This is a genomic window from Rummeliibacillus sp. TYF-LIM-RU47, assembly GCF_008638315.1.
GTDB lineage: Bacteria > Bacillota > Bacilli > Bacillales_A > Planococcaceae > Rummeliibacillus > Rummeliibacillus stabekisii.
Genome location: NZ_VVIR01000001.1, coordinates 1200212 through 1226164, shown reverse-complemented (window position 1 = coordinate 1226164; position 25953 = coordinate 1200212). Strand labels below are relative to the sequence as shown.

Sequence of the window (25953 nt, the reverse complement as noted above, 5' to 3'; positions counted from 1 at the left end):
AGAAATTAAGATGCATAAAAGGACAAAAAAATAGGTAAACTGTCTCTAAAAGAACAAAAGGAGGATTTTATGTCGTTAATTAAAGCAGAAATTAAGATTAAAGGGATAAGACCGTTATTATTTAATAATTTTAGTATTGACTCTATTCCCCTTATTAAGAAAGAAAAAAGTGGTGTTGCTGGTAATAACCCAGAGGAATGGAAAAAATCTTTTCAAGTCACAGATGAAGGACAGTTATTTCTGAGAACAGACTATATATATTCATGCTTAAGAGAGGGCGCGAAGCATACACCTAATGGAAGAGGAACTATGGAACCAATTGTTTCTGCCACATTACAAATTATTAGCGATAAGATTTTTTTAAATAGATATATTCCGAAAGATGAATCACAAATCACAAAAGATGATTCTCAAACAATCTATATTGATGTAAGACCGGTCTCCAGAAGAGGAGTTAAAAATATTAGATACAGACTAGCAACTTCAGCTGGTTGGGAAACCACCTTTATTATCATGTGGGAAAATACTTTGATAAATCGGGAGCAAATGAAAGCTATTTGTATTGATGCAGGAGCATTTTCAGGACTAGGTGATGGAAGAAAGATAGGCTATGGGCGATTTGAAATTGTATCATTTACAATAATGGAAGAAAAAAAATATGCCTAAGAAGAGAACACCTAATGAAACATGGTATAAAAATATTCGACCAATAATTTGGAAAAGAGATAATGGGAGATGTGTTAATTGTGGAATGAAAGTAAGTTTAAAAAATAGCCATATTGATCACATAGTTAGTGGGCTAAAAAGTGATAATAAGTTTAGAAATTTAAGGACTTTATGTGTTAGATGCCATGTTCTTCGACTAGATATTAATCATAGAGGTATGATTCAAAGTGCAATTAGAAAGAACTTAATACCAGCTGATTGGAGAAATTTTGTATGGGAAGAATAAACTGTTGAAACGATAAATAGATTTAATCGTCCAATAAGATTGACCACCTTATTGCTGAAGAGACAAGGTCAACTAGGTGCGGTTCGGACCGGTAAGGTATGATTTGGTAAGGCAAGGCACGGTACGGTTCGGTTAGGTGTGGTATGGCATATAAATATCTTCTCCCCATTAATTAACACTCTCTTATCCTATACCGATAGTCTAGTCAACTTATTTATAAGCTATTAATACTCTAACTAATAATACTTTTTACTTGAGCATAATAATTTTCTGCTTTTAACAATTGAATAAGCTATCAAAGAAATAAGAAATAAGTTGACTTTAAAAATTCATAGGGAGGGTGTTATGAGAAGAGAATTTGGAAACACGATAAAACTTGAGAAACTTTCTAAGGATAGACTTTTTTATACATAGTCTGAGGGAAGATTTATTTCGACATATCACTCATTCTGTTTTTTAAATATGAATGAAACACAATTATTAGCAGTTAAACTAGGATTAGACAATGCTTACAAAGAAAACGAATAAGTTAGTAAACTTCTTAAGCCAAGTTACAGATTTTACATTTAAAGTACTAGATTATTTGCTTGAAGTTACGGAGAATATGGGAGCAGAAATAGAATTTAATAAAGCATATGACTCTCCGGATATTATGAAATAAAAGAGTGAAATTTCAAACTTATATAGACTAAAAATAGACTTTTCACAACAGATTTCAGCCTATAATTTTGTTTATAGGCTGAATAATAATTAATTAACCTTTTTATTTCTACGCTCTAATAATAAAACATCTCTCCAGATACCGTGATGCTTTGCTATTTTTTCTCGGTAACCCACTTCACGGAATCCCATTTTCTTGTGTAGATTTAAACTTGCAGTATTCTCTTTAAATATTGAAGACTGTAATGTCCAAAAACCTTCTTTTTCACTTACTTCGATTAATTTGGTGAATAATTCCGTTCCTATTCCTCCATTTTTTGACTTCGTTGATACATAGATACTTACTTCTCCTACTCCTTTATATACAATCCGGTTAGATACTGAACTAATTGCGATCCATCCAACAACTAATCCTTCTTTTACTGCAACAAGTCTACATGCAGCATGATGGGAAGTTGTCCATTCTTCAAATGATGGAGCATCAGTTTGAAAAGTAGCATTTCCTGTCGCAATACCCTCTAAATAAATGTTTTTCACTGCTGGCCAGTCTGTATCTAACATCTTTCTAATTACAATATTATCCGTCATAAAGTATCCTCCCAAAAACTAAAATGTTATGTATAACAGCATTTAATTTTATTTAAGAAAAGAAACCATTAATTACAATGGTTTCTTTCTTGTAGATTTTTCTTTTACTTGTTTAATCAATTAACAACAAGAAGATTCATTATTATTTAGATTTATACTACAAACTCCTGTTTCTGGTAAATCAAGCTCAACACGCTTTGAAGCCTCTACATCTCCTGCTAAATAGGCTGTAATGGAACGTACTTGTTCATAACCAGTTGCCATTAAGAACGTTGGCGCACGTCCATAACTCTTCATTCCAACAATATAAAGCCCTTGCTCTGGTTGTCGAAGAATAGCCTCTCCATGAGGGCGAACTGTACCACAACTATGAAGATTTGGATCGATTAGCGGTGCAAGTGCTTCTACACTTTCTGTTGCTGGGTCGATAGATAACCGAAGCTCTTGTTCAATTGAAAAATCTGGACGGTTTCCTGCATTAACAATTAACTCATTAATTTCTGTAATGGATACCACTTTATCATTATAGCGACCCATAAGCTCTAATTGTCCGTCCATTGATTTAACTTGCATTGTGTAGAATGGTGTATACACTTCCACTTTTCCTGCATCAACTAAAGAATGAATTTTCGTTCCCAACGCTCCTCGTGCCTCTAAAGCATCGTTTTCTTCTCCACCAAACGCATCCGATACATGCTTTTTGCGTAATATCCAAATTAGTTTTGTTCGTGGGTATTTAATTTGAAGATCCGCTAATTCAAGCAATGTATTAATAGCAGAATGTCCTCCGCCAATTACTGCAATCGTTTTATTGGCATAGCGAGTCGTATTCTGGCTAATATTTGGGATTCCATATTCAATATGTTCTTGGCAATCCCTTTCAGAAGAAAGCCAAACGCCATTAGAAGTAGCTGGATTTGGATTTCCCCATGTCCCAGTCGCATCAATAATAGCGCGGGCTTCTAAAATTTCCAATCCACGATTGGATTCTACATAAATCTCAAATGGTTGTTTTTCACGATTTATGGTTTTCATTTTGTCATTTTCTTTCCGAGAAATAGAAACAACCTTTGAATTATAGTGAATCGATTTTTTTAACACAGGTAGTTCACTTAATGGTTCCAAATATTGTTCTATTAATTCTTTTCCAGTTGGTAAAATGTCATCTTGAGGTGATTTCCAGTCTGTTTCTTCTAGCAATTTGCGCGCAACCTTATCAATATTGTATTGCCATGGACTAAACAAATGAACATGTTGCCATTTTCGAATGTTATGAGCTACATTCTGCCCCGACTCCAAAACAATAAAAGGTACTTTTTGTAATGCTAAATTCGCTGCTGCTGCAAGACCAACAGGCCCTGCACCAATAATTGCTACTGGTAAATCTAAATTAAATTGTATTTGGCTTGATGCTTCTACTACCTTTGTTTCAGGTACAGAACAGCACGATGTTTCATTTATTGTTTCGGATGTACAGCAAGAATTATTAGTAACTTCCTCACCACAGCAGGCTGATTGACTTGAAGTAAATAGTTTTATTTCTTTCATTTTTTACCCCTTCTTTTCTATATGTTCTATTGCTTTCTTAAATTGTAATGCAGTATTCTCCCCATACAAATTAGGGATTCCTTTAAAAAAATGCTCATTCATATATTGACTTGCTTCTTTTAAGGAGATTTGTTTTGCGCTCATCACAAGTTCCAAATAACTAATAAAATAATCTACAGATAATGTGCTTGAGTGATTAACAGTCATAATAAAATCCTAACAGCCACAACCTGGTGTATACCCATCTAATACCAAGCCAACTTCCCCATTTTGTTCTTCAATATTAATAGTGACACCTTGTAACTCTTTAGCCATTTCTGGCATGATAGCAATTTTCACATCGTTTGCTATTTCTATTTGATCGCCCTCTTTAGCTGGCTCCAGACCAACCGCTAGATTCATTCCACAACATCCTGCAATTCCATAAAAACGAAGTGTGTCTACATTACTTTCTTTCAATGCATTTAAGATATATTCTTTTGCCTTTTCAGTCATATTCATCTTATTTTTCCTCCAATAAACTGTGTAATCCATCTAATCCTGTTGGTTCTTCTAGACTCCAAGGAATTAAGACAGTTTTTTTATTCGATAAAGAATTAACTTTCTCTAACCATTTAGATTCATGTTTAGCTTTTTGGGATAATAAAGGATGTTCTGTTTTTATATTGTGAAATGATTGATTCACAATCCAATGGGAAATATGCAACCCAGCTCTTTTAAGATCATTTTGTAAACGCTCAGCTTCATAAACAGGTGTTGCTTCGGGTAATGTTGTAATTAAGACCGATGTTTTAGCTAGATCTCTTAATGTAGGCAATAAATGTTGTATAGCAATCGGTATATCGCCAGAAGAACGACTTATTTCCTTATGATAGCTTTCTGTAGAATCAAGTAACAACAGAGTGTGACCAGTCGGTGCTGTATCGATAACGATTATTTCATTTGGATGTGATTCAATGACTTCTGCAAACGCTCTAAATACAGCTATCTCCTCAGTACAAGGAGATTCTAAATCTTCGCGTACAAATGCAAGACCGTCTTCATCCATTGATTCACTTGCTTTTAGTAATACTTCTTTCTTATATTCCTCCAGAACTGTTTCTGGATTAATATTACTAATGGATAATGATTCTGATTTATTATCACCGAGTATCCATTTAATGTGCGCTGCGGGGTCAGTTGTTGTTAAATGTACATGTTTACCTTTTTCGGCTAGACCTAAAGCAATAAGTGTTGCTACTGTAGTTTTTCCAACGCCGCCTTTCCCCATCGTAAAAATAACACGTTTAGGATTCTCTATTAACTCCTCAATTAACTTATGAATGGAAGACGCAGTAAATGGATAATCCTCACTTACATTCTCTGAAGAGAACTCATTGATAGATGTATTATTAAACCATGCATCCATTCGTTCTAACGATGTAATTGTATATGGAGCGAGTGGCAAGGTGTACGTAGGTAATTCAATTAACTCCTCCGGCATTTTATCCATAGCTGAAGACTGTCGTTTATAGAAAGCACTAGCATAAACATCTTCTGAATCTAAAGCTTCTAGTACTCCATTAATTATTAGCTGTTGATTATCAATTCCTATTTCAGAAAGTTCTTGTGAAGCTCTTGCCGCCTCTCTTAATGGGTTAATATCAGGGCGTGTAACTAACATCAATGTAGTTTGTTTAGCATTTGATAAAACATCAACTGCGTTTTTGTACATTTGTTTTTTACCTTCTAACCCAGCTAAAGGTCCTAGACAAGATGCTCCGGATGAATTATCTGTTAAAAAACCACTCCAAGCCATTGGGAGTTGCAGTAAACGTAACGTGTGACCTGTAGGAGCTGTATCAAAAATAATGATGTCAAATTCCTCATGAACCTTTTGGTCAGTTAATAATGCTGAGAATTGATTAAAAGCTGCGATTTCAACTGTACAGGCTCCAGACATTTGCTCTTCCATAGATTGAATGGCTACATCAGGTAACTTATCTCTATATGGAGCGATTACTTGTTCTTTATAATCATTTGCAGCTTGCACAGGATCTAAATTTAGTGCATATAACGAAGTTGTTCCTTGAATCAAGGATGGTTCATTTGTTAAAGACTGATTAAAAATATCTTGTAAATTACTAGCTGGGTCAGTACTAATTAATAAAACACGCTTATTATCACTAGCAATGGAATATGCCAAGCTACTTGCAACAGAAGTCTTTCCAACCCCTCCTTTACCAGTAAAAAAGAGATATTTCGTGTTAGGGAAGTGTTGTTTTGTAAAGCGTTCCATTACAGACCGCCGCCTTTTGTATTTAAAGATAAACGTACTTTCGGTTTTTTAGTCAGTTCTCCGATAACTTCCCCAGTCCAATCTGCAAACTCTTCATTTGTTGGATAGCGGTTAGTCATCATTAGCTCACCATTTAAAAATACATAAGGTAACTTATTTACTCCCAAAGAATTAAGGATCTCATTTACGTGTATATTGTCTACAAATGCTTGTGGATCACTTGATAAGTTATGACGCTCAATCGGATAATTTTTGTTCTGTAGATTTTTCACAATAAATGACACACGTAATAATTCTGGGTCGATAGATGGTCCACATATTCCACTTTCACAACACATAGCTGGATCATAAATTTCAATTTTCTCCATTATTATCTCTCCCTACATAAGTAAACTCTTATATATATCTTTAAAACAAAGCCTAGAATTTCTATCTAGGCATTTGTTTCGCAAAGTCTTCTATACGCTTACCAATATCATCTCTTACTTCCTGAAATACTTTCCATATTTCATCTTCTGACCCTGTTGCTTTTGCAGGGTCCTTAAAACCCCAATGTTCCCGTTTAACTTGTGGAGGCGTCATAGGACACTTATCTTCAGCATCTCCACATAAAGTAACAACTAAATCTGAATGGTTTAGATATTCAAGGTCAATTATTTCGGATTGTTGTTTAGAAATATCTATACCGATTTCTGCCATAACTTTAACTGCATTAGGATTTAATCCATGAGCTTCAATACCAGCACTGCGTACTTCCCATTCAGTGCCTAAATACTTTTTTCCAAATCCTTCAGCTATTTGACTACGGCAAGAATTACCTGTGCATAAAAAATAAAGTTTTTTCATTTGTATACTCCACTATAATTTGATTTTAAAGTACTTTTTCTGCCATTTTAAAGCCACACCTACAAGGGCTATTAGAACCGGTACTTCAACTAAGGGGCCAATAACCGCAGCAAATGCTTCGCCACTATTAATTCCAAATACAGCTACCGCCACCGCTATTGCTAATTCAAAGTTGTTACTCGCAGCTGTAAATGAGAGCGCTGCAGTCACTGGGTAACTTGCTCCAGCTTTCTTAGATGCAAAGAACGACACAATAAACATAATTAAGAAGTAAATTAATAAAGGAATAGCAATGCGTATTACATCTAATGGTAAAGCAACAATTTTATCTCCTTTTAATGAGAACATCATTACGATTGTAAATAGCAAAGCAATTAAAGTAAGGGGCGAGATTTTAGGGATGAACTTTTCTTGGTACCAATCTTTCCCCTTTAGTTTAATGCCGATAACTCGTGTTAAAATGCCTGCAGCAAATGGAATTCCTAAATAAATCAGAACACTTTTTGTAATTTCCCACATAGAAATTGAAACAGATAAGTTTTCCATACCGAACCAACCAGGCATTACATCCAAGAAGAAATAAGCAAAAGTTGAATAAAATAAAATCTGGAATACAGAGTTAAATGCAACTAAACCAGCTACATATTCACTATCGCCTCGTGCTAAATCATTCCACACAATAACCATCGCAATACATCGTGCTATCCCAATCAGGATAAGACCGGCCATATATTCTGGATAATCATGTAAGAAGATGATTGCTAGGAAAAACATTAAAAATGGTCCTAAAAGCCAGTTTTGTATTAAAGAAAGTAATAGTACCTTCCAATCCTTAAATACTCGCCACATTTCTTCATATTTCACTTTAGCAAGTGGAGGGTAAAGCATAACAATAAGACCTACCGCTATAGGAATCGATGTGGTACCGACAGATAGTTTATCTAATGTATCCTTAAAATTTGGAACAATAATGCTTAATACTATACCTAACCCCATTGCAATGAATATCCATAACGTTAAATAACGATCTAAAAAAGATAACTGTTTTGTTAAAGGTTTTTCCATTTTAAGCCTCACCTTCTTCAAGAGTACATGCACAATTGTTCAATGAGATAGGCTCTAATTCATCGATAATAGCCTTAATATAAGGAGCTTGAACTTCATTTAACCTGTAATGCTTCCAAGTCCCTTTTTTTCTTTCTAAGATAATATCAGCCTCTTTTAATTTGCGTAATTGTTGGCTGACAGCTGGTTGGGAAACTTGTAATATGTCCACTAAATCACATACACAAACCTCGCCATTTTTTAAACTGGCTAATAATTTTAATCGGTTAGCATCACTAACTGCTTTTAGTTGCTTTTCCATTATTGATTGCTGAATCATCTTATCACTCCTTTATATAATTATTCTCTTATATAAGCATACGCTTATTTTAAAATATATGCAAGAAGTTAATAATGTGTTACTCACTATTTATGCCAAATAAAAAACCCTGCCCTAAAGAGCAGAGTGACTTCGGTATTGAATCAAGGGCTAGATTGGCACTAGTTGTAGGAGTATTTATAATATCTCGCCTGTAAATAATAAAAGACTAATTACTTTAGGTGACATTAAAAAATTAATTACTGATTTAATACATTTAATGCCCGTAGCGCTAAGACTCTATTATTAACGATAATGAGAGTAAGTTTTTCTTTCGTTCTCGTCGCCAATTGATAAAACATTCGTTCAACATCGTAAAACGAACTGCAAGTTGCACACAGTTTCCCCTCAACATCGTAATTTAAAAAATCTCCTAATGTCAAAACAACATGATTAAATTCTTGACCAATAGCCTCATGGGCGTTTAATTTTGAATGGACATAATTATAACGCTCATATTCCCTAGCCTTTATACGATCATGTGTAAAACCTAAAATTGTAGCCTCTCCTTTTGAAGAATCTATCAACTCTATTATATAATCATTTGCTGTTTTGATTTGATCAAAATATATAACTTCAATAAAATTTCTGAATTGAAAATTAGACGTGTGGTTGTGTTGATTATCAAATAGCTTCTTAATAAAGAGACTAATTTCTTTATTATTTCTTATTTTGCCTGTAAGAACTTTATTTATAACTTCGGATTTTAAATCAAGTATTTTATTTGCTATATCACTTGTTTTTTCATTGTAGTGTAAATATTGTGCTGGGTCATAAGAAAAATATATTTTTATCTTATTTTTTCTAGCATAATTTATTATATTTTGAAGTTGAAAAGTTTTAAGTCTTTGTGCCTCATCAATAAAAATGGCTTTATACTCTGTTGTTAAACATTCTAGATAATTTTTTATAGGAGTAATAAGCCATCCTTTTTGTTTTAATTTATGATGACCAATGTTTAAGTTAGCACAATGAATAATTGAGAATGATTCTCCTCTGTTTTTATAATCTTTAGCTATATCGTATAATAATAGCGTTTTTCCTGTGCCTGCTTCTCCTTTAATAGCGTGAAATAATTTACCGCTATCTTCAAATTCTTTTTTAAACCTTTGCTGTAAATCATTTAAAAAATACTCGTTTCTAATAAACTTTTCTGTATCATTAAATACTGAAACCAGATACTGTTTAGGATTAAAAATTCCATTTATATCCTCATCATCTAAATAGCTTACCTGTTTTCCTTCTAACCAATTGACAAAACTTTCAAAGTCTGTTATTAAATCTAAACGGTCTTCTTCGGCTATGTATTGATATATAGAATTACTGGATTTCTCGTAAGTGAAAGTCCAAACTTCTCTCCCTGTACTTCTTAGATAATAACTATTCTCTTTAAGTTGCTTTTTAATTTTTTCATATGTACTAGTTTCTTTTAACTCAATATTAATAATATAATCGCTGGCAACTTTTAAAATATCAAATTGTTTTGATATTTGAGGTATACTATAATCATATAAATAATCATTAAAGATGTTAATTTTGCTATATTTTTTTCGTATTTCCCCCACAAAACTACTTAAAGTTTCTAACTCCTTAGTCTTAATAGAATCAACATTCAAATAATCTTCGGCTAAATTTTCCTTAAACATCAAATCTAATGTTAATAAATTCACTTACGGTCACAGTATTCACCTCTAAGCAATATATCTTAATCGTTTCATTTCACTAATAAATCCTGAAAATCATTAATAAAAAAAAGCAAAGGGATTTTTCCTTTGCATCCTGCTGTTAAAACTCAAATTTTGAAGTCTTCTAACCTGCATTTAACATCTTACCATAGTTTTATAGATTATAATAGATATTTTTAACTATATTTTTTCCGATATGTTAGGACAATATTAATAAATTGCACTTTCTTCAATTTTCGAACTATCTTTATTTTTCATAAATCGTAAAAACTAATTTTCAAAATCATCAAAAATACTAACAATTTCATCATTAGGTTTTGTTACTTTATTTATATTATAGTTAAAATCATCAATTAGATTATCTTCTAAATTTGAGATGAATTCATTTTGCATCTGTAGTAAGTGCTTGGTTCTATTTTTACTATTGGTTTGACTAAATGCAAAAAGAATATTCTCTAAATGGAAATTCCTCTTGTTTTCTTTTTCTAATTTATCTTCTAACATTGAAACTTTATCTTCAAGTAACTTTTGCTTGCTCTGAATATTCAAGTACCTTTTTATAAGTTCTTTAATTATCTTTTCCCTATACTTATTATCACCATTAATATCCTTAAGAGCTTCTAACGCTTGAATGAAGTCTATATTTGCAGATTGAATGTTAAATTTTTTCTCATTGTAATTATCAATTATTTCTCTTCCTTGGCGTTCTGGTATTCTCCAATAAGAAATATTTAATTTTTCTCCAGAATATTCAAATTCCCCTTTTTCAATAAGGCCATTAAAATACTGATGAACATCCTTATATGCCAATTTAGATGTTATTCCATATTCTTTAACATAATTATCAAGTAAAGATTCAACTTCTATAACATCCAATTTTATTTTACTCCTCCCCATTGATTTCCCCCTCAATTTTAAAAATTTTATTGAAATCTTTATATTGTAAAACTAACATTTGTAATCGTTTTGCTTGTCTCTTTAAATTATCATCAACAGATTTTTCGATATAGATATCTGACTTGTAATTTTGAATTTGAACAAAAAGAGAAATCACTTCTAGTAAAACTTCTTTAATCTGTTCTGTTTTTTTATTTTTATGTTTTGCTAATTCATCACTATATATCTGTAAATCATCGCTAGACAACTTCCAATATTTACAGTCAAAACACTCATCAACAGGACAATTCATATTAGGTTCTACACAGTAACCAATTTTAAGGTCGTGCTTAATTATAGGATCAATTGTTTCAACCATATGTTCACTATATACCCTTGTTAAATTTTGAACATTTCCATTCGCTCCATACTTAAATGAGTTAAAAATGCTTATCATATCGACATCTATCAGATTCTTAATATGATTTGTATAATGACTTTGAGTAAGTAAAGTTGTATGTCCCGCTAATTCTGCAATCTCATATGAATTGTAACCTTGTCTTATTAAATTTATAATAGCCAAGTGTCTTGTTACGATTGGAGTAAATAATTTGAGGTCTTTTTTATAAAGGTCCTTTTCTTCATCTTCAAACACTAACGATAAATATTTTTTAAGTGCATATTCCATATTATTACTATTAAAATATTCAGTTAATCTTTGAGGTTTTTTCCCTATAATAGGAAGCGCTTTATAGTTAAATAATGTCTTAGACTTACCATATTCCCTAGAATCTCTATAATATTTTCTTATTAATTTATACAAATTTGGAGGAATTATAACTTTCGTGGTTTTAGGTCTCTTTTTAGTTAATTTGTTTCTTTTTATCTTAAGATAAAATTTATCATTCTCTTTAGATATATTTTTATACTCCAGTCTCGAAACCTCTATAGGTCTAATTGGAACAAATATTGATAATTCCCACCAAATTTTTATCAGGTAATGCAATATTTGTACTCTAGCAGATTTCTTCTTTAATGATTTTTCAAATTCATATATTTTATTATGAAATACCAATAAAAATTTTGTACTTGGTAGAAGTCTGGCTCTATTTATTGTTTTTATATCTAATTTCGAAAAAAATGAAATAACCTCCACTATTAATAAATCTTCAATATAGAAACTAAAGTTTAAGATTGCGGCTGTTAGATTCATTTTCATATAGTATGAATACTCATCTAATAAATCATTTAACACTTCTTCATCTACTGCTTTTAATGTTACACATTGATTAAAAAATATTGATAACCTTTTAAATGAATTATTGATTGTCGCTAGACTATACTCATCATAATTACTAACAATCCAACATTTAATAAATACTTTTAAATTACATTCTGAATTAAAAATTATTAGTTTGTTAAATTCTTCCTTAATAAGAGTGAAGTCAAATTTTACAATTTTATTATTCTGAGAACAAAATATCTCCCAGTAGTCTTCTTCAAATTTGCACATATTGTATTTTGACCCCGACTCTATTTCTTTTAATTTGTTAAGAGTACGTTCTAAAGAATAATCATCATATTCATTTGTTGAGAAGATATTTAACAGCTCTGCCTCCAAATCTCCTCCTCCTTTATTTACTAGGTTTATTTAATTTAATCATTTGATCTTTTAAATCTGAATAATCCTTTTGCATTAAAAATTCAATTGATTCTTTACCATATTTTTTTGTAAACATCAGTAGCTCATTTAAATCTCTTATTATTTGCTTATATTGCTTTAGTTTTTGACCACTCTCTACTTCTTTAAATTGGATAATTTCATATTCTTTAATATTTCTCATAAAACGTTTAATAAGAACGTTTATTGAATAAAAATGAGGTATATGAAAGACACAATTACTACATTCCCTATAATCATCAATACATTCATTAAACAGGCAACTAACATTTTTGCTTTTACTAATATTATTCCTACTAACTACCCCTCTAATATCATTCATTATTTTCTCATTTTCATTCGTATCGAAGTAATTATTTATAACTTCATGGTCCAATTCAGACATTTTAACTATATCTTCAACTATTTGAGATATTTCTAAAGTATCTCCAAAGATACTTTTCAAGCCATTAATTATTTCAAACTTTTTAACCTTTTGTAGCGTCTTGAAATTTCCTTTCGAAAATTCAAGCAAATTTTCATATAAATAGCCAAAAAAACCTGTGTCATAAATCTCTTGCATTGTATTATCTAGTCTTTCTTGAGTTACAGCGATATATTTTATTGTGCTTGTACTTTTCCTTTTATGTCCACGCAATATTGCAGCTGTTTGACCTTGTATATTATTAAATATCTCTGTTTCTAAGTAATCCACCAGAGTCATTAACGTTTTGGTCATTTTTTTGGATTTAAATTCCACTTCTTTTCCAAAAAATTCCTCTAAAAGGTTTTTGGGAAATCTGTTTGCCTTAAGGTATATTTCCTCCTCTTCAAGAAGTACACCATTCAACATCTTTAATTGATAGCATAATAAGGCATAAATAAAAGGTCTTTTTAATTTTTGCGGACAGTAAATAAGCGCTTTTTCACCATTCTTTGTATGCACATATGAAATATTAGAGACATAAAAAATAATTTCATCTAATCTCTTGTCTGTAATAAATTGGTCATTTAAATCGTGTATATTATTTATACCAAATCTATTTAGTAAATCAGGTATATACGCTTTGTAACGAGTTGCATTTTCACTTCTTATACCTGTGAATATATGCAGCAAGCAATATATCCAAAACTCTATATATTTAGTATCTTTCTTGTTCAATATGTCATTCTCTATAATATAATCTAAATGTTTTTGGTAATCTTTAATTTCGTTATAAATATATTGATAATTATCGTAAGAATATATTTTTTTCTCTATAAAAGAAGATGCTTCATTTACAATTAAATTCGAGGTCTGAATAGGTTTAATTCCTTTATCAATTAATATTAAATTAAATGAATTTAAAAACTTTCTAAACAATATTCTATATACAAGAGGAATTTCTAAGCTAAATAAACCTAATTTAATTTCTCCATTTTTAAAATCATATACTTCATTATTTGATATAAATTGGTAAAGAACAAATGTTGCATTTTTTAACTGTACTATTAAATTTCTAGTTTGTGGTTTTATTTTAACCAGAAATTTCAGTTCTGCTTCAACACATTTAAACCATTCTTGCCATGTTAAATTTGTTAAATTGTCTGTTATAATTCCATTAACTCTAAGCAAATCAAAATATGTTTGCATAGAATCTAACTCCATGTTTAATAATATTTCCTTAGACAGGTTATTTAACTTTAAATTATTCAGATACTCATCAAATTGTTTTTTACTATATACAATAGCCTTATTTTTATATTTTGATATTCGTATTAAATTTGGAATTTCTATTTTAGAAAAAGATGCTAACAATTCACCTTTTTCTTTAACTAAACCTTCCTCTCTAACTAAACATTTAATAGTATTCAAATCGTAGTGATTAGATTCAAAATAATCTAACATTTCTTTTTGTTTTCTCAGTAGGTTTTCTACATCTTTTTTGTTTAAATAAGTTTTTCTTTCTCTCCCCCTAATTACTTCATATTTATATTCTTTTAAAACCTCATTGAAAGAATTTTTATTTAAACCTGATTGTTTCATCGCTTGTTGGAAAGTTACAACATCGTCGATAGAATTTATCTTACTTAATTCTGATCTCTTAACAAAAGTTGCTTTGTTATACTTTATCATTTCATATAACTCAATATTTTTTGTTTTCAGCCTTTTGATGAATGTTCCAATATCCGAATACATGGCATTAATGTGAAATGCTTCTTCGATAGAGACATATTCGTCTTTAAATTGATCAATTGAATCCAATTTGAAATAGACATGATTTTCTTTCGCAATTTTCAGAGGTAATCTAACCTCTTCTAATCCAACCTTTCTTGCAAATTCATAAACTTTCTTTTTATTATTTTTGTTAGAACTCACACCACTAATATAAAATGATAATTGGGGTAAACTTATACAATTATTTATAGTTGATTCAACACTATAAACATAGCTTTCTAGATCCTCTTTATTATAAGAAATATTTCCTTCTGAAATTTTCTTCCTTACAATTCCAATGTCTACTAAGTTATTAACAAAATTTTTACTTTTACAACCATATTCAAATAATTGCTTCACTTTATTAAATGCTATATATTCACTCATTTAATCACCTCTAATCTTCTTAACAATTTCTCCAATACTGCTAATCCTAGCTATATCTTCTTGCTCCATTATTTTTGGTATTATATCTAAAACCTTTTTAGCATTGTTTATCAGCATTATTTTGTCTATGTAAGCTTGAGTAGATGTTAAATTTTTATCTCCACGCATCAATCTTACTTCTTCTGCTCCCCAGCCTAAATCCTGTATTAAAAAGTTAGTAAATACGCCTCTACCGAAATGGGAGCTCCATTCATGCTGTCTTAAATATTCATATACATATCTATCCTTTATCAATAGATAGTCTAAAAAAACTTTCTTTACGTAGTTGAACTTTTTGGTATACATTTGACCACTAATTGGAATCTGGGAATGATTAGAGGTAAACATTGCCTGACTTTCTGGGTTAAAGGACGCTCTTCTTTTCATATGGAGTTCATATATTTCATAGACAATCCCTAAGTTTAATATCAATTGATCTCTTGAAACTTTCACTTGTTCATGTACATAACTTCTTTTTCTATCTCCAAAAATTTCCTCATACCTATCTTTTATTTTAATTATAAAATACGGATCACTTTTATGAATTTCCTTAGGAAAAGCATTTATGGTTAGATTTACAACTTCCCCTTTCCTTAATCCACCTAAAAACTGTAATGCCACACCAAATGCTATTTCGGGTGTCAAAGATAAAGTAAATTCCAAAAAAGTATGTATGTACTCTATTCTATTCTTTGGAAAGTCATGAACTACTTCACTATCTAAAAATTTTTCATTCTTAACTTCATTTGCAGTAATTAACGAATACTTCGGATGACTGAATATACTCTTTTTTACTTTGAGGAAGCTATCACCATTAAAAATATTTTTATATATATTAGTTTCAATTTGATCACTTATATAATTGCTCTCAGACAGCCACAAATAAAACTCTTCTAAAACGATTTCTTTTCTTTTATAAGAGCTTTTTTTAAGCTGACCCTTGCTAATTCTCTCATTCAAAAAATTCAAATATTTTATAGCATGATTCACTTTTAGGCTAGTTAAACCGATATTTTCTTCGAAGTCTATAAGATGATTTAAAAAACCCTTAAGATCTTCTGAATAAGATTTTATTGTGTTTAATGATAAATTTCTTTTTTCATATTTCTGAGAAATAAATTTAGTTACTGGATGTGGAAATAATATATCTGTATCTGAAAATTTAATTGCCATAAAAGTTTTTATGACTCTTTTTCCATTAGGCAAGTCAACTTTTCTTTGAATCACACAAAATTTGTTTTTCAAACAAAATCTCCCCCTATGTTCAAATGAACATATTAAATTATTAGCCTTAGTAACATTTTACAGTATTTCGAACATTTTTGTATATATAACATCTGGAGAATGGCGCAAAATAGCTTTTAAGCCGACAGAATATGTGACCCCTGCTCGTTCATTCACCTGTATCTGCAAAAGATGAGACTGGTTGTTTTCAACGGGATCTTCAAGTGAAATAATATGTTTTTGATGCATAGTTGAAAGATGATTGATTAAAGAATAGAGTGTTGTCGATTTTCCGCTTCCAGTTGGTCCAGTCATCAGCAAGATACCTTGTGGCTGTTCTACCAGTCGTATTAAGTCTTTGGCCGATTCACAGAACATGCTTAATTCAGTAATTGGTACTGTTCGATTTTGAAGCATTAAACGTATGACGAGGCTTTCTCTCATAAATACGGAAGGAAGCGTTGATACACGAAAAGAAACATTTTGGTCATTGAAAATATGCTCGAATGAGCCGCTTTGGGGTTTGCGTTTTTCACTAATATCTAATGAGGATAAAAATTTTAAGTAAGAGATCAAACGATCTCCTATATCTAGGGGGAGCCCGCTTATAGGGACAAGTTTTCCATATTTGCGGAAATAAATTTCATAGCGATCAGTTGTAGGCAATAGATGTAAATCTGTAGCATTAAATTCCATCGCCTTTTTTAATAATTGCATTGTCTTCTGTTCAACAACAGTTTCTGTATCAGAAAAAAGCATTTTACCTCCTCTTCAACCAACAAGCAAGGACCGCTCTTTACCTGTTAACACTATTATACAAGTAATCTATTAGATTTGGAATGCTATATTTCTGAATTTTTCGATATAATTCTCTCTTTCTATCAGCATGAAATATTTAACTCGCTGTATAGAACAAGTATCTCCATAAGTGTTTCAATAAATCTCGCGAAATCTACTGTCACTATTCCATAATTGCTTTATAATGGTAGTATTCTTATAGGAGGTGGCTGTTTTTGATTAATCATAATCCACTGAAAGTGACTAGCACTTTATCAGATGAAACTCGTTTTTCAATTTATCAGTATATGTTGCAAGAGAAGAAGCCTTTCTCCGTGCAAGAGATTGCCGACCACTTTCATATTCATCCAAATGTTGCGCGACTCCATTTAACGAAACTAACAGAGATAGATGTTATTAGCGCAGAGTATGAAAAAACAGGAAAGGGCGGACGTCCAGGACGGCGTTATAAAGCTTTAGAAGAAGGTATTTCGTTATCTTTCCCAAAGCGAAATAATGAAGAGCTGCTAGATTGGGCAATCGACATTTTAGGAGAATTCGGCGAGGAAGCTTATATAGTTGGCCAAAAGATTTGTTATAAAAAAGGACGAAATGAGATTGAAGCAACCATTCAAAAACAGCGAAAAGAAATAACTCACTTAACTTTTGAAGACAAGCTGGAAATTTTAACTGATACAGCTGCATTAATTGGATATATCCCAATGATCAAAGAAACCCCTGCTGGGAAAACCCTGTCTTTTGCTATTTATAACTGCCCTTTCCACACTGAAATCAAGCATAATGCAAGACTTGTTTGTGCATTACATGAATCTTATTTGAAAGGCCAATTTGATGCATTGTTTAATGTAAGCGATTTTGTGCAAGTAGAAAGTATGATGCAAAACTGTGAATACTGTACTTATCAAATAAATATATAATTTTTCGTAATGTTAATGGAATTTACACTTCATTGTCACAAAGTCTTTACATCTTGCAGTTTACAGGCAAAATTCAATCATTTATAATGAGTATGAGATTATTGTGTCGTCGAAAAGGAGGGAATCGTACATGGATAATATGTATAAGGTGCTTGGCTTCTGGACAGGTATTTTCGCAGTTATGTTTTATTTAGGTGGTATGAAAGAGGTTTCGCTATTATTCGTAGCTAACACAGGGTTTTTCCTTCTATTAGGCTTCTTAAACCTTACAGAACGCATGTATATGTACATTTTCGGAGCATATTTAACTGTATTCTTTGCTGGATTTACTTATTGGACTACATTCATTCACGTTCCTGGCATGGAATAAGAAACAGACAATATGTAATAAAGAGCTATTGATATTAGATCTTACTAATATTGATAGCTCTTTTGCTTTTTATAAGACATACTTTTTGGCTATTCAGTTATTTATATATAATAATCTTCTAAATACCAGGTTGGAATAGGGTCATCCATTCCGTTGAACCAAGTAAGCACATCTTTTGCTTGGTTTTTCATAATGGTTACTTGGTCTTCTCCAAATGGGATAGCCCATGGAATGGATGAAAGCATGTTACTACAAATATAAAAAACCAAGAGTTTGAAAAAGTCTATTGGCGGCCTTCCGTTGAAATAGCCATTAAGCTGTCCTGTTGCAAAGTGAGGACTAATCGTAGCACTCCATACAATCCGGTTAAACTCTTCCCAAGGATCACCATAATCATAGCGATTAAAATCAATAATACTTAGCTCTCCTTTAGATGAAATTATCATATTTCCTACATGGTAATCACCGTGTTGAAAACATTGAGCCCTTCCTTCTAAAAGATGTTTGTTATTTTGGATATAGGAAATTATCTTTTCCCCGCCTTCTATTTTCAGCCCACAGTCTTGGTACATTTTTATCTTGCTATCAGCTTTACGTGAAAATCGAGCTTTCCACTCCTCTTGGCTTTCTGGCGCTGGTATTCGATGAATCTCCTTCAATATTCGCCCCGCATCCTTACCAAGTCTGTATTGCTCTATTTCCGTCATACTTTTTAACGCTATTTCGGCATCCTCTCCCTCGCACCATTTAAAAAGGGAATATACGCTTTTTCCATCGTCGCATATTCCTATTTTAATTGGATTTGACACGGGAACTTTACATTCTGCGAGGTGTTTCATTGCTTCAAATTCCTTAACCTTCTCATCATATAGAGAAATTTCTGCAATCCGAAGTAACATGTTTTGATTCAGCTCGTTTTCAACAAAGTATTTTTTGTCGGTAGACCATCCTTTCATTATTGGCTTGATTAGCTTAAACTTCTCCCTCTCTTTTAAAATATGCATATTTTCACCTCAATTAGCTCTTTTCTTGAACTAGGAATTTTTGTTTTTCTAAAATTATTTATTTTTTTGTAACAAGATCAGATTATGTTCTTCTTGAAATCCGATTTTCTTATACATGTGGATCGCATGTTCATTATCTGATCGAACACAAAGAGAGATTTCTTTGATAGAGGGAAACGAAAACAGCCATTGCAACCCTCCTGTTAAAAGAGTTGTACCTATTCCCTTACCGCGGGCATTGGTATCTACACCAAAAAATTCAATACTACCTTCACAATATGTAGGATTAGCTTCTGCATATAGATAACCTATCAAATTGTCTTCCTCAATTACTCCGAAAACTGCCGCTTCATCATTTAATCCTTGCAATATCTCCTCACCGGATAAATATGAACTTGGAAAAGTTGAATTATGCAGATTAATGAATGCTTCATTGTGAGATGCTGGCAACTTACTAACAGACTGAGTCTTTTTTGCCTTTAAAGTTTGGTTTGTACAAGTTAAGATTGTTTGTTTACTAACTGGTTTAAAACCCAAATACTTCCCTGTATCTATTACTAGTCTATTGCGAATGTCAGGAAAAAGTGTAACAGAATCTATTTGATCAGGAATTTTTTTCAGTAGCGCTTCTAGTAATATACTTGAAGTCTCTAATGCATCATTATTCTTTATAAAAGGTCCCCATATATCCACAGTTTTTCTTTCATAATCTGCATCAAAACCGCAAACTCCTATTATATTGTTTTCATCTAAAGCTGATATAAATGCATTCTCTGCAGGCACATCTGTAAAATCTTTCTTCCATGTACTCATAATTTCCTCTGCATTTTTTCCGCAATATCCGATGTGGTTTTCAGGAATACAATTCATTCTCGCAATGAATTCCGCAATCCTATTTAATTCTTCAATAGATGATTGGCTTAACGTCAATGTCATAAGCTTACCTCCTCCGTATGAATTATTAATATCTCTATTAGTATTAATTCTATAATCTACTAGTCTTTTCCTTTTAATCACGATTATAAGAAGTATCTTTCATTTAAGGATTACAGATTATCCTTTAAAATATAAAAAAAGAAACAATATTTAGCTTTTGTTCAGCCAAATATTGCTTCTTTTCTTTTTAACAAAACTGTAGATATGGTGAATGGTGCTCAGTAAGCTTTAACATTCATACAATTCATTAGAACTTAAAAACCATTTAAAAAAGGATTCTGTTCTGTTTCAATATCCACTCGAGTGGGTTCACCATGACCAGGATAAATAATAGTATCCTCATCCAAATTTAATAAATGATCATGGATAGATTTAAGCAATAGTTCTTGATTTCCTCCCTCTAAATCTGTACGACCAATACTACCTTCAAATAGAGTATCTCCTACAATCGCAAACCGATCTTCTGGGAAGTAAAAAGAAATACTGCCAGGCGAATGTCCGGGCGTATGGAAAATATCCATCTTAAAGTCAAAAAGCTCTAAGGTTTGCTCCTTATCAATCAAATGGTCCGCAGCATTCACCGTCACATCTGGAATTTCAGCATATCTACCAGAACCGTTGTATGCTGGGTCCTGTAACCAATGAGCCTCTGCTTTATGCAAATATACTGGTATTTCGAAAGCTTGTCTCACATCCTCTACACCCCCAATATGGTCAAAATGGGCATGTGTTAAGAGTATGGCTTTAGGCTTAAGACCTAACGATCGTAACTTTCTAACAAATGCTTCTCCGTCTCCTCCTGGATCAATCACCAAACATTCTTTATTATTGTTGCTTACAACATAGCAATTGGCCTGAATGGGGCCAAGCGGATAAGTTCGTATATTTAACATTTCAATCACCTCTATATCCATGATAAATCATTTCTTGCGAGAACCAAAGCCTTAATCTTTAGAAATCTTTAAGCTTGTTCATATATCCGTCACTTTTTGTTCTCGACAAAAACTAAAAATAGCTTTACAATAGAGAAGGAATATTGTTTGCGACATTCATTTTCTGATGTCGAAAGGAGTGTCTAACTTGAACTTATTAATGGTTATTTTTGGCCTAGTAGCAATTTTTGGGCTTATTGGCACAATCCAAAGCATTAAAGAAAAAGCTATTCTTGGCATCATCTTTAACTTTGCAGCATTTGCTGTTTTTGGTTGGTTCGTTTTCATGACGATCCTACATCAAGGTTTCCCGCCAAGCCTACATTAATCAACAAACAAAAAAAGGTTGTCCTATTAAAGGACAGCCTTTTTTTGCATCTGCTGACAAAAACATTTTAAAAGCCGTACTGTCATCATTAGACAGTACGGCTTTTCACTCTATTCTTTTTCTTTCTTAACAGTAGCTTTGCCTGTTTTTGAATCATAGAAACGAAGTAAATCTCCATTAATAATCTGATCAGAGTACTCTAGTTTTTTGTTTGCTTGCTCGATATAAGGATCACATTTCTCTGCATCTGTTTTTTCTCCAGTTTTCTTGTCATAGCATACTTCACCTGCATATAACAATTTGTCTGTTACAAATCGGCCATCTCTGAATGTCACAAAGTCTTTGTGATCTTTAGAGAATAAATCTGCACCCAGTTGTAAATCGTTAGATGTATCAACACCTAGTAAGTGTAAAACAGTTGGACGAATATCTAATTGACCAGCTACCTCGTGCATTGGTTTACCAATTCCTGAATGAGGAATATGGATAAAGAAAGGCACTTTTTGAAGCTGAGCAGAATCAAACGGTGTAATTGAATCTTTTCCTAAATACTGAGCCATCGCTTTATTATGGTTTTCAGAAATACCATAGTGGTCACCATACATAACAATAACTGAGTTATCATATAGGCCTGATGCTTTCAATTGCTTAAACAATTCTTTAATAGATTCATCCGTATAGCGGACAGTTTGGAAATAACGGTTTACTGTATTGTCACTAGATGTATACGGTTCAATCATTTGATCTTCTTCATCTGAAGTGAATGGATAGTGATTAGACAATGTAAGCATCCGTGTATAGAACGGTTGTGGCATTGTTTTCATAATCTTAACTGATTGATCCATGAATGGAATATCTTTTAAGCCCCAGTTAGCTGAATTGTCATCTGTAACATTGTATGAATCTACATCATAAAAATGTTTAATATTTAAAGCTTGATACATCATATCACGGTTCCAGAAACTTTTATTGTTAGCATGCAGAACAGATGTATAATAACCGTTCCCATTTAATCGTTCTGCCATTGAATTGAACGTATTGCCGCTATTTGTAAAGAAGACTGCGCCACGTCCAGTACCGTATAAGGAGTTTTCAACAATAAATTCTGCATCAGATGTTTTACCAAGCCCAGTTTGATGATAGAAGTTATCGAAGTAGAATGTATCCTTGTCTTTAGATAATTTGTTAAGGAAAGGTGTAATGACTTGGCCATTCACTTTCTTATTGATAACAAAGTTTTGAGTTGATTCAAGAGAAATAATAATCACATTACGTTTTTTAGCTACGCCAAATGTTTTCTTATTATTATCAGCTTGATTTGATTTCACATAATTTGTTACTTCTGTCAACTCACTGCCGTCTGCAAGAGCTCGTTGAGCATGTGATTTTGATTGCACAAAAATATCATATAAGTGATAGTTGTATGTTCCCATGTTTTTAACTAATAGTTCACGGTCAAAACTACGTGTTAATAGTTGAGGTCTTTCTGTTTCTGCTAATCCTAAATTTAAGAAAAGCATCGCAAAAGACAAAACAAAGTAAGTTCTGCGCAAGTTTGGTCTTACAACTGTTGCTTCTTTTGCAATTGGCAACAATTTAACTGCTAGTATTAATAAAATAACATCTGTAAAGAAGAAAATATCATACCAGTAGATTGAAGAAGCTGCTGAATTGCCTAAATCTCCGAAGTTATTTGTTTGGAATAGAACTGGCAATGTAATAAAGTCGTTAAAGAAGCGATAGAATGCTACATTACCATATACTACAATGGATAAAATAGCGCTAATTGTAATTAAATATCGATTCCGTACCTTTGCCGTCTTGAAGAACAATGAAATACCATATATAAATAATAAAAATGCAAGCGGGTTAATCAACAATATTAATTCTTGCATAGCATTTTCAATCTTCATATCAAAGCTCGTTTTATATGTGATATAGGTCTTGATCCAAGTAGTGACAATGGCTATCACTAATATCGTATGTTTAGGAAGCTTTTTGAGTTTCATGCTTATTATCCTCCTACTTTCTTTCTTATTCTTTTGTTCACAGTCTGAAAGAAACAAAATATATACTAATCCTTTTTTTACAGGAACGCAACATTTTTGTTACAGAATAATTTCCCATACTGTGTACTACCCATTAATTAACGATTTAAACCCTGAAAAGGTTTCAATTTTATTCACAAAAATTGGATTTAATACCCAACTGTAAAAGGACTTTTATTACAAACGAAAATTAACTGTACCTTTGACTTTCCAGTTTTTTCGTTTCAGTCCTTAAAATATGGCGTGCAAATTGAAAATCTTGCGCTTCGATTAAACCACCTTTATAGAGCTCTACTAAATCTATTTCCATCAGCTGCAAATCGCCAACACGGTTTTTTGTATAAACAAAAGTTCCAAAACGTTTTAAAAGCTGCATAACATCGTATACTGTCTCCAAGGGTTAATTGCCCCCTTTCATTTCTGCTCCACGAGAATTATTTCACGTTCTGTAATAATTTTTCCAATAGATAAATCATAATCATCTCGCGGGATTTTTTCAACCACCTGCAATTGAAATGCTAAAGAAATTGTTGAACCTCTATAATTCGACAAGTACCGGTCATAATAACCACCGCCAAAGCCAAGTCTAAAACCATCTTTATCATATGCAAGCCCCGGCACAATTAAGCATTGAATTTCTTCTTTTTTTACTACTTTTGTGCGATTTGGTATGGGTTCTGAAATTCTGCTGTAACCTATTTCAACTTGATCAAATGATGTAATTTCATAAAATGTCATCTCTCTTGTCTTGGGATGACATTTAGGTACTGCAACTGACCTCCCTCTAGCCCATAGCTCCTCAATAAGTGGCCAAGTATCAACTTCGGGAAAATTAGATAAAGTAATCCCGATAACAGACGCATCTTTAATTGCAGATTCATCCAAAAGTTTGCTATGTATAATGGCGGATTTTTCTTTATATGTATCAGCAGCAAGTTGTTTCAATTGCAGTTGCATTGCATTTCGAAGATCTTTTTTATCCATTTCGCCACCCCTTTAAAATTGAAAATGCCAAAACCACTGGAGGTTTTGGCAATGAGCATTATTTTGTTTCACGGTGAAGTGTCATTTTGTGATCACGAGAACAATATTTTTTTAATTCAAGACGTTCTGGATTGTTACGTTTGTTTTTCTTTGAGATGTAGTTACGTTCACCACATTCAGTGCAAGCTAATGTAATATTAACGCGCATTGTTATCCCTCCCACTCTATATAAAGAATAAAACTTTGTGAGCATGATTTATACGACTAACTTATTATATCACAGATTGCAAAAAAATCTACTGTCATTTCTAAATACTTGTCCATATGTTACAATAAATTGAGCAAATTTAAAAAGGTCGAAGGTGAACGAATGAATCTACCTGTACTCTTCATAATTGTAGGAACAGTTGTTTTTATTGCATCTTTTTTTATCGGCAACCACCCCAAAAAATTAGAAAATGAAGTGGAAGAGCTTTCTCTTCAGTTTTATCAAGAAACTAACCAATTAAAGCATCGTATAAAAGCAGTAGAAGAGGAGTTAATGATGGATTCCCCTCTGCTAAAAACTAAAACTATAAAACAGGATACTTACCAACGTCGTGAGAAAACGAACATAAATAATATCCATCAAATTCTCATTAGCCAGGTACTCGCATTACATCAACAAGGCTATACAGTGCCCGAAATTAGCCAGCGTTCTTCTCTTACACAGGAACAAGTCCATGCAGTGATCACTTCTCGAGGTGGACGTTTATGAGAAAATCAACTCTTCGTTCATTTGGCCTTGGACTATTCATCGCTGGCAGTGCCATGTTTTTATACAATGAATTCACAGAAAAGCCCAGCAATGACCGGATTGCAGCGAGCTCATCTAAAGTAAATATAGTGAAAATACAAAAAGATAAGCTTGTCTCACTACAAAAAGAAGCTGCTGAAGCCAAAGAACAACTGGCAAAAATTCAAACTGATTACAATCAGCTGAAAAATGATTCTGCTGTAAAAAAAATTCATTCCTATACATTAGTTATCAATCGAGGGATGGACAGCGAGGACGTTAGCCAAGCTATAAAAAAAGGCGGCATAATTAAAGATGAACGTGCATTTGAACGGTTCATGGCTGATAAAGATGCATCTAAAAATATTCAAATCGGTGACTATAAGCTAACTTCTGATATGTCCAATCAAGAAATATTAAATATCATAACTCGAAAAAAATAATAAAAGATGCGGATAAGAGCACAGTCCTTCTTCCGCATCTTTTTGTTTTCGATTC

The 25953-nt window shown here is 32.2% G+C and carries 29 protein-coding genes; 8 read left to right on the top strand and 21 right to left on the bottom strand.

All coding sequences use genetic code 11. The features are described from left to right. The first annotated feature begins 69 nt into the window (after nucleotides 1–69). The 3 genes from F0527_RS06085 (at nucleotide 70) to F0527_RS16955 (ending at nucleotide 1613) form a co-directional block, all read left to right on the top strand. Nucleotides 70–666 (top strand): hypothetical protein, encoded by a 597-nt coding sequence (locus tag F0527_RS06085; protein ID WP_150284125.1) that lies wholly within the window; start codon nucleotides 70–72, stop codon nucleotides 664–666. Beyond that, on the top strand, nucleotides 659–952 hold the full coding sequence (locus F0527_RS06080) for an HNH endonuclease (RefSeq protein WP_150284124.1): 294 nt from the start codon (nucleotides 659–661) through the stop codon (nucleotides 950–952). The genes F0527_RS06085 and F0527_RS06080 overlap by 8 nt, the downstream gene beginning before the upstream one ends. Nucleotides 953–1457: 505 nt before the next feature. After that, complete coding sequence (locus F0527_RS16955) at nucleotides 1458–1613, top strand: hypothetical protein (RefSeq protein WP_190323385.1); 156 nt, start codon at nucleotides 1458–1460, stop codon at nucleotides 1611–1613. Between the two features lie 89 nt (nucleotides 1614–1702). Here the strand turns inward: F0527_RS16955 and F0527_RS06075 are convergent, their stop codons facing one another. The 14 genes from F0527_RS06075 to F0527_RS06005 form a co-directional block, all read right to left on the bottom strand. Then, nucleotides 1703–2200 carry a GNAT family N-acetyltransferase gene (locus F0527_RS06075; protein ID WP_150284123.1) on the bottom strand — a complete coding sequence of 166 codons (498 nt, stop codon included), beginning with the start codon at nucleotides 2198–2200 and terminating at the stop codon, nucleotides 1703–1705. 120 nt (nucleotides 2201–2320) lie between these two features. Next, nucleotides 2321–3748, bottom strand: a complete 1428-nt coding sequence (locus F0527_RS06070) for an NAD(P)-binding domain-containing protein (RefSeq protein ID WP_150284122.1) — start codon at nucleotides 3746–3748, stop codon at nucleotides 2321–2323. A 216-nt stretch (nucleotides 3749–3964) separates the two neighbouring features. After that, entirely contained in the window at nucleotides 3965–4249 is a 285-nt protein-coding gene (locus F0527_RS06060; RefSeq protein WP_150284120.1) for an iron-sulfur cluster assembly accessory protein, read from the bottom strand. Nucleotide 4250: 1 nt separating this feature from the next. After that, entirely contained in the window at nucleotides 4251–6026 is a 1776-nt protein-coding gene (gene arsA / locus F0527_RS06055; RefSeq protein ID WP_150284119.1) for an arsenical pump-driving ATPase, read from the bottom strand. Next, the gene (gene arsD, locus F0527_RS06050) at nucleotides 6026–6394 is read right to left on the bottom strand and encodes an arsenite efflux transporter metallochaperone ArsD (RefSeq protein WP_150284118.1); all 369 of its coding nucleotides are present in this window, start codon (nucleotides 6392–6394) and stop codon (nucleotides 6026–6028) included. Before arsD ends, arsA begins: the two co-directional genes overlap by 1 nt. Nucleotides 6395–6455: 61 nt before the next feature. Then, entirely contained in the window at nucleotides 6456–6878 is a 423-nt protein-coding gene (gene arsC / locus F0527_RS06045) for an arsenate reductase (thioredoxin) (protein ID WP_150284117.1), read from the bottom strand. 6 nt (nucleotides 6879–6884) lie between these two features. Next, a complete protein-coding gene (gene arsB / locus F0527_RS06040; protein ID WP_150284116.1) occupies nucleotides 6885–7937 on the bottom strand; it encodes an ACR3 family arsenite efflux transporter in 1053 nt (350 codons plus the stop codon). A 1-nt stretch (nucleotide 7938) separates the two neighbouring features. Further along, nucleotides 7939–8256: an ArsR/SmtB family transcription factor gene (locus F0527_RS06035; RefSeq protein WP_285842936.1), complete on the bottom strand. Its 318-nt coding sequence runs from the start codon at nucleotides 8254–8256 to the stop codon at nucleotides 7939–7941. Between the two features lie 239 nt (nucleotides 8257–8495). Then, nucleotides 8496–9965, bottom strand: coding sequence for an AAA family ATPase (locus tag F0527_RS06030; RefSeq protein ID WP_150284115.1), 1470 nt, complete (start codon nucleotides 9963–9965; stop codon nucleotides 8496–8498). Between the two features lie 285 nt (nucleotides 9966–10250). After that, a complete protein-coding gene (locus F0527_RS06025) occupies nucleotides 10251–10877 on the bottom strand; it encodes a hypothetical protein (RefSeq protein ID WP_150284114.1) in 627 nt (208 codons plus the stop codon). Continuing rightward, entirely contained in the window at nucleotides 10864–12477 is a 1614-nt protein-coding gene (locus F0527_RS06020) for a site-specific integrase (RefSeq protein ID WP_150284113.1), read from the bottom strand. The genes F0527_RS06025 and F0527_RS06020 overlap by 14 nt, the downstream gene beginning before the upstream one ends. A gap of 13 nt (nucleotides 12478–12490) precedes the next feature. Continuing rightward, entirely contained in the window at nucleotides 12491–15100 is a 2610-nt protein-coding gene (locus F0527_RS06015; protein ID WP_150284112.1) for a hypothetical protein, read from the bottom strand. Then, entirely contained in the window at nucleotides 15101–16384 is a 1284-nt protein-coding gene (locus F0527_RS06010) for a site-specific integrase (protein ID WP_150284111.1), read from the bottom strand. It lies immediately after the preceding gene. Between the two features lie 57 nt (nucleotides 16385–16441). Then, the gene (locus tag F0527_RS06005) at nucleotides 16442–17122 is read right to left on the bottom strand and encodes an ATPase, T2SS/T4P/T4SS family (protein WP_150284110.1); all 681 of its coding nucleotides are present in this window, start codon (nucleotides 17120–17122) and stop codon (nucleotides 16442–16444) included. Between the two features lie 254 nt (nucleotides 17123–17376). On the opposite strand from F0527_RS06005, the gene F0527_RS06000 reads away from it, so the two are divergent. After that, entirely contained in the window at nucleotides 17377–18078 is a 702-nt protein-coding gene (locus F0527_RS06000) for a helix-turn-helix transcriptional regulator (protein ID WP_223823526.1), read from the top strand. A 130-nt stretch (nucleotides 18079–18208) separates the two neighbouring features. Beyond that, nucleotides 18209–18448 (top strand): DUF2626 family protein, encoded by a 240-nt coding sequence (locus tag F0527_RS05995; protein ID WP_066786585.1) that lies wholly within the window; start codon nucleotides 18209–18211, stop codon nucleotides 18446–18448. Nucleotides 18449–18549: 101 nt separating this feature from the next. Here the strand turns inward: F0527_RS05995 and F0527_RS05990 are convergent, their stop codons facing one another. From F0527_RS05990 to F0527_RS05980, 3 genes are all read right to left on the bottom strand, one after another. Further along, a complete protein-coding gene (locus F0527_RS05990; protein ID WP_150284109.1) occupies nucleotides 18550–19452 on the bottom strand; it encodes an aminoglycoside phosphotransferase family protein in 903 nt (300 codons plus the stop codon). 54 nt (nucleotides 19453–19506) lie between these two features. Continuing rightward, nucleotides 19507–20388, bottom strand: coding sequence for a GNAT family N-acetyltransferase (locus F0527_RS05985; RefSeq protein WP_150284108.1), 882 nt, complete (start codon nucleotides 20386–20388; stop codon nucleotides 19507–19509). A gap of 254 nt (nucleotides 20389–20642) precedes the next feature. After that, nucleotides 20643–21281 carry an MBL fold metallo-hydrolase gene (locus tag F0527_RS05980; RefSeq protein ID WP_150284107.1) on the bottom strand — a complete coding sequence of 213 codons (639 nt, stop codon included), beginning with the start codon at nucleotides 21279–21281 and terminating at the stop codon, nucleotides 20643–20645. A 187-nt stretch (nucleotides 21282–21468) separates the two neighbouring features. Here F0527_RS05980 and F0527_RS05975 point away from each other — a divergent pair, with 187 nt between their 5' ends. Further along, nucleotides 21469–21648: a DUF2759 domain-containing protein gene (locus tag F0527_RS05975; protein ID WP_066786576.1), complete on the top strand. Its 180-nt coding sequence runs from the start codon at nucleotides 21469–21471 to the stop codon at nucleotides 21646–21648. 110 nt (nucleotides 21649–21758) lie between these two features. On the opposite strand, the gene F0527_RS05970 is transcribed toward F0527_RS05975, so the two are convergent. The 4 genes from F0527_RS05970 to rpmG form a co-directional block, all read right to left on the bottom strand. Next, nucleotides 21759–23657 (bottom strand): LTA synthase family protein, encoded by a 1899-nt coding sequence (locus tag F0527_RS05970; RefSeq protein WP_066786572.1) that lies wholly within the window; start codon nucleotides 23655–23657, stop codon nucleotides 21759–21761. A gap of 229 nt (nucleotides 23658–23886) precedes the next feature. Continuing rightward, complete coding sequence (locus F0527_RS05965) at nucleotides 23887–24093, bottom strand: YqgQ family protein (protein WP_150284106.1); 207 nt, start codon at nucleotides 24091–24093, stop codon at nucleotides 23887–23889. A gap of 17 nt (nucleotides 24094–24110) precedes the next feature. Next, nucleotides 24111–24680, bottom strand: a complete 570-nt coding sequence (locus F0527_RS05960; protein ID WP_147193657.1) for a 5-formyltetrahydrofolate cyclo-ligase — start codon at nucleotides 24678–24680, stop codon at nucleotides 24111–24113. 58 nt (nucleotides 24681–24738) lie between these two features. Continuing rightward, nucleotides 24739–24888: a 50S ribosomal protein L33 gene (rpmG, locus tag F0527_RS05955; RefSeq protein ID WP_066786565.1), complete on the bottom strand. Its 150-nt coding sequence runs from the start codon at nucleotides 24886–24888 to the stop codon at nucleotides 24739–24741. 162 nt (nucleotides 24889–25050) lie between these two features. Between rpmG and F0527_RS05950 the strand changes: the two genes are divergently transcribed. After that, the gene (locus F0527_RS05950; RefSeq protein ID WP_066786558.1) at nucleotides 25051–25437 is read left to right on the top strand and encodes a hypothetical protein; all 387 of its coding nucleotides are present in this window, start codon (nucleotides 25051–25053) and stop codon (nucleotides 25435–25437) included. Next, nucleotides 25434–25898 carry an endolytic transglycosylase MltG gene (locus F0527_RS05945; protein WP_150284105.1) on the top strand — a complete coding sequence of 155 codons (465 nt, stop codon included), beginning with the start codon at nucleotides 25434–25436 and terminating at the stop codon, nucleotides 25896–25898. The genes F0527_RS05950 and F0527_RS05945 overlap by 4 nt, the downstream gene beginning before the upstream one ends. Nucleotides 25899–25953 lie beyond the last annotated feature (55 nt).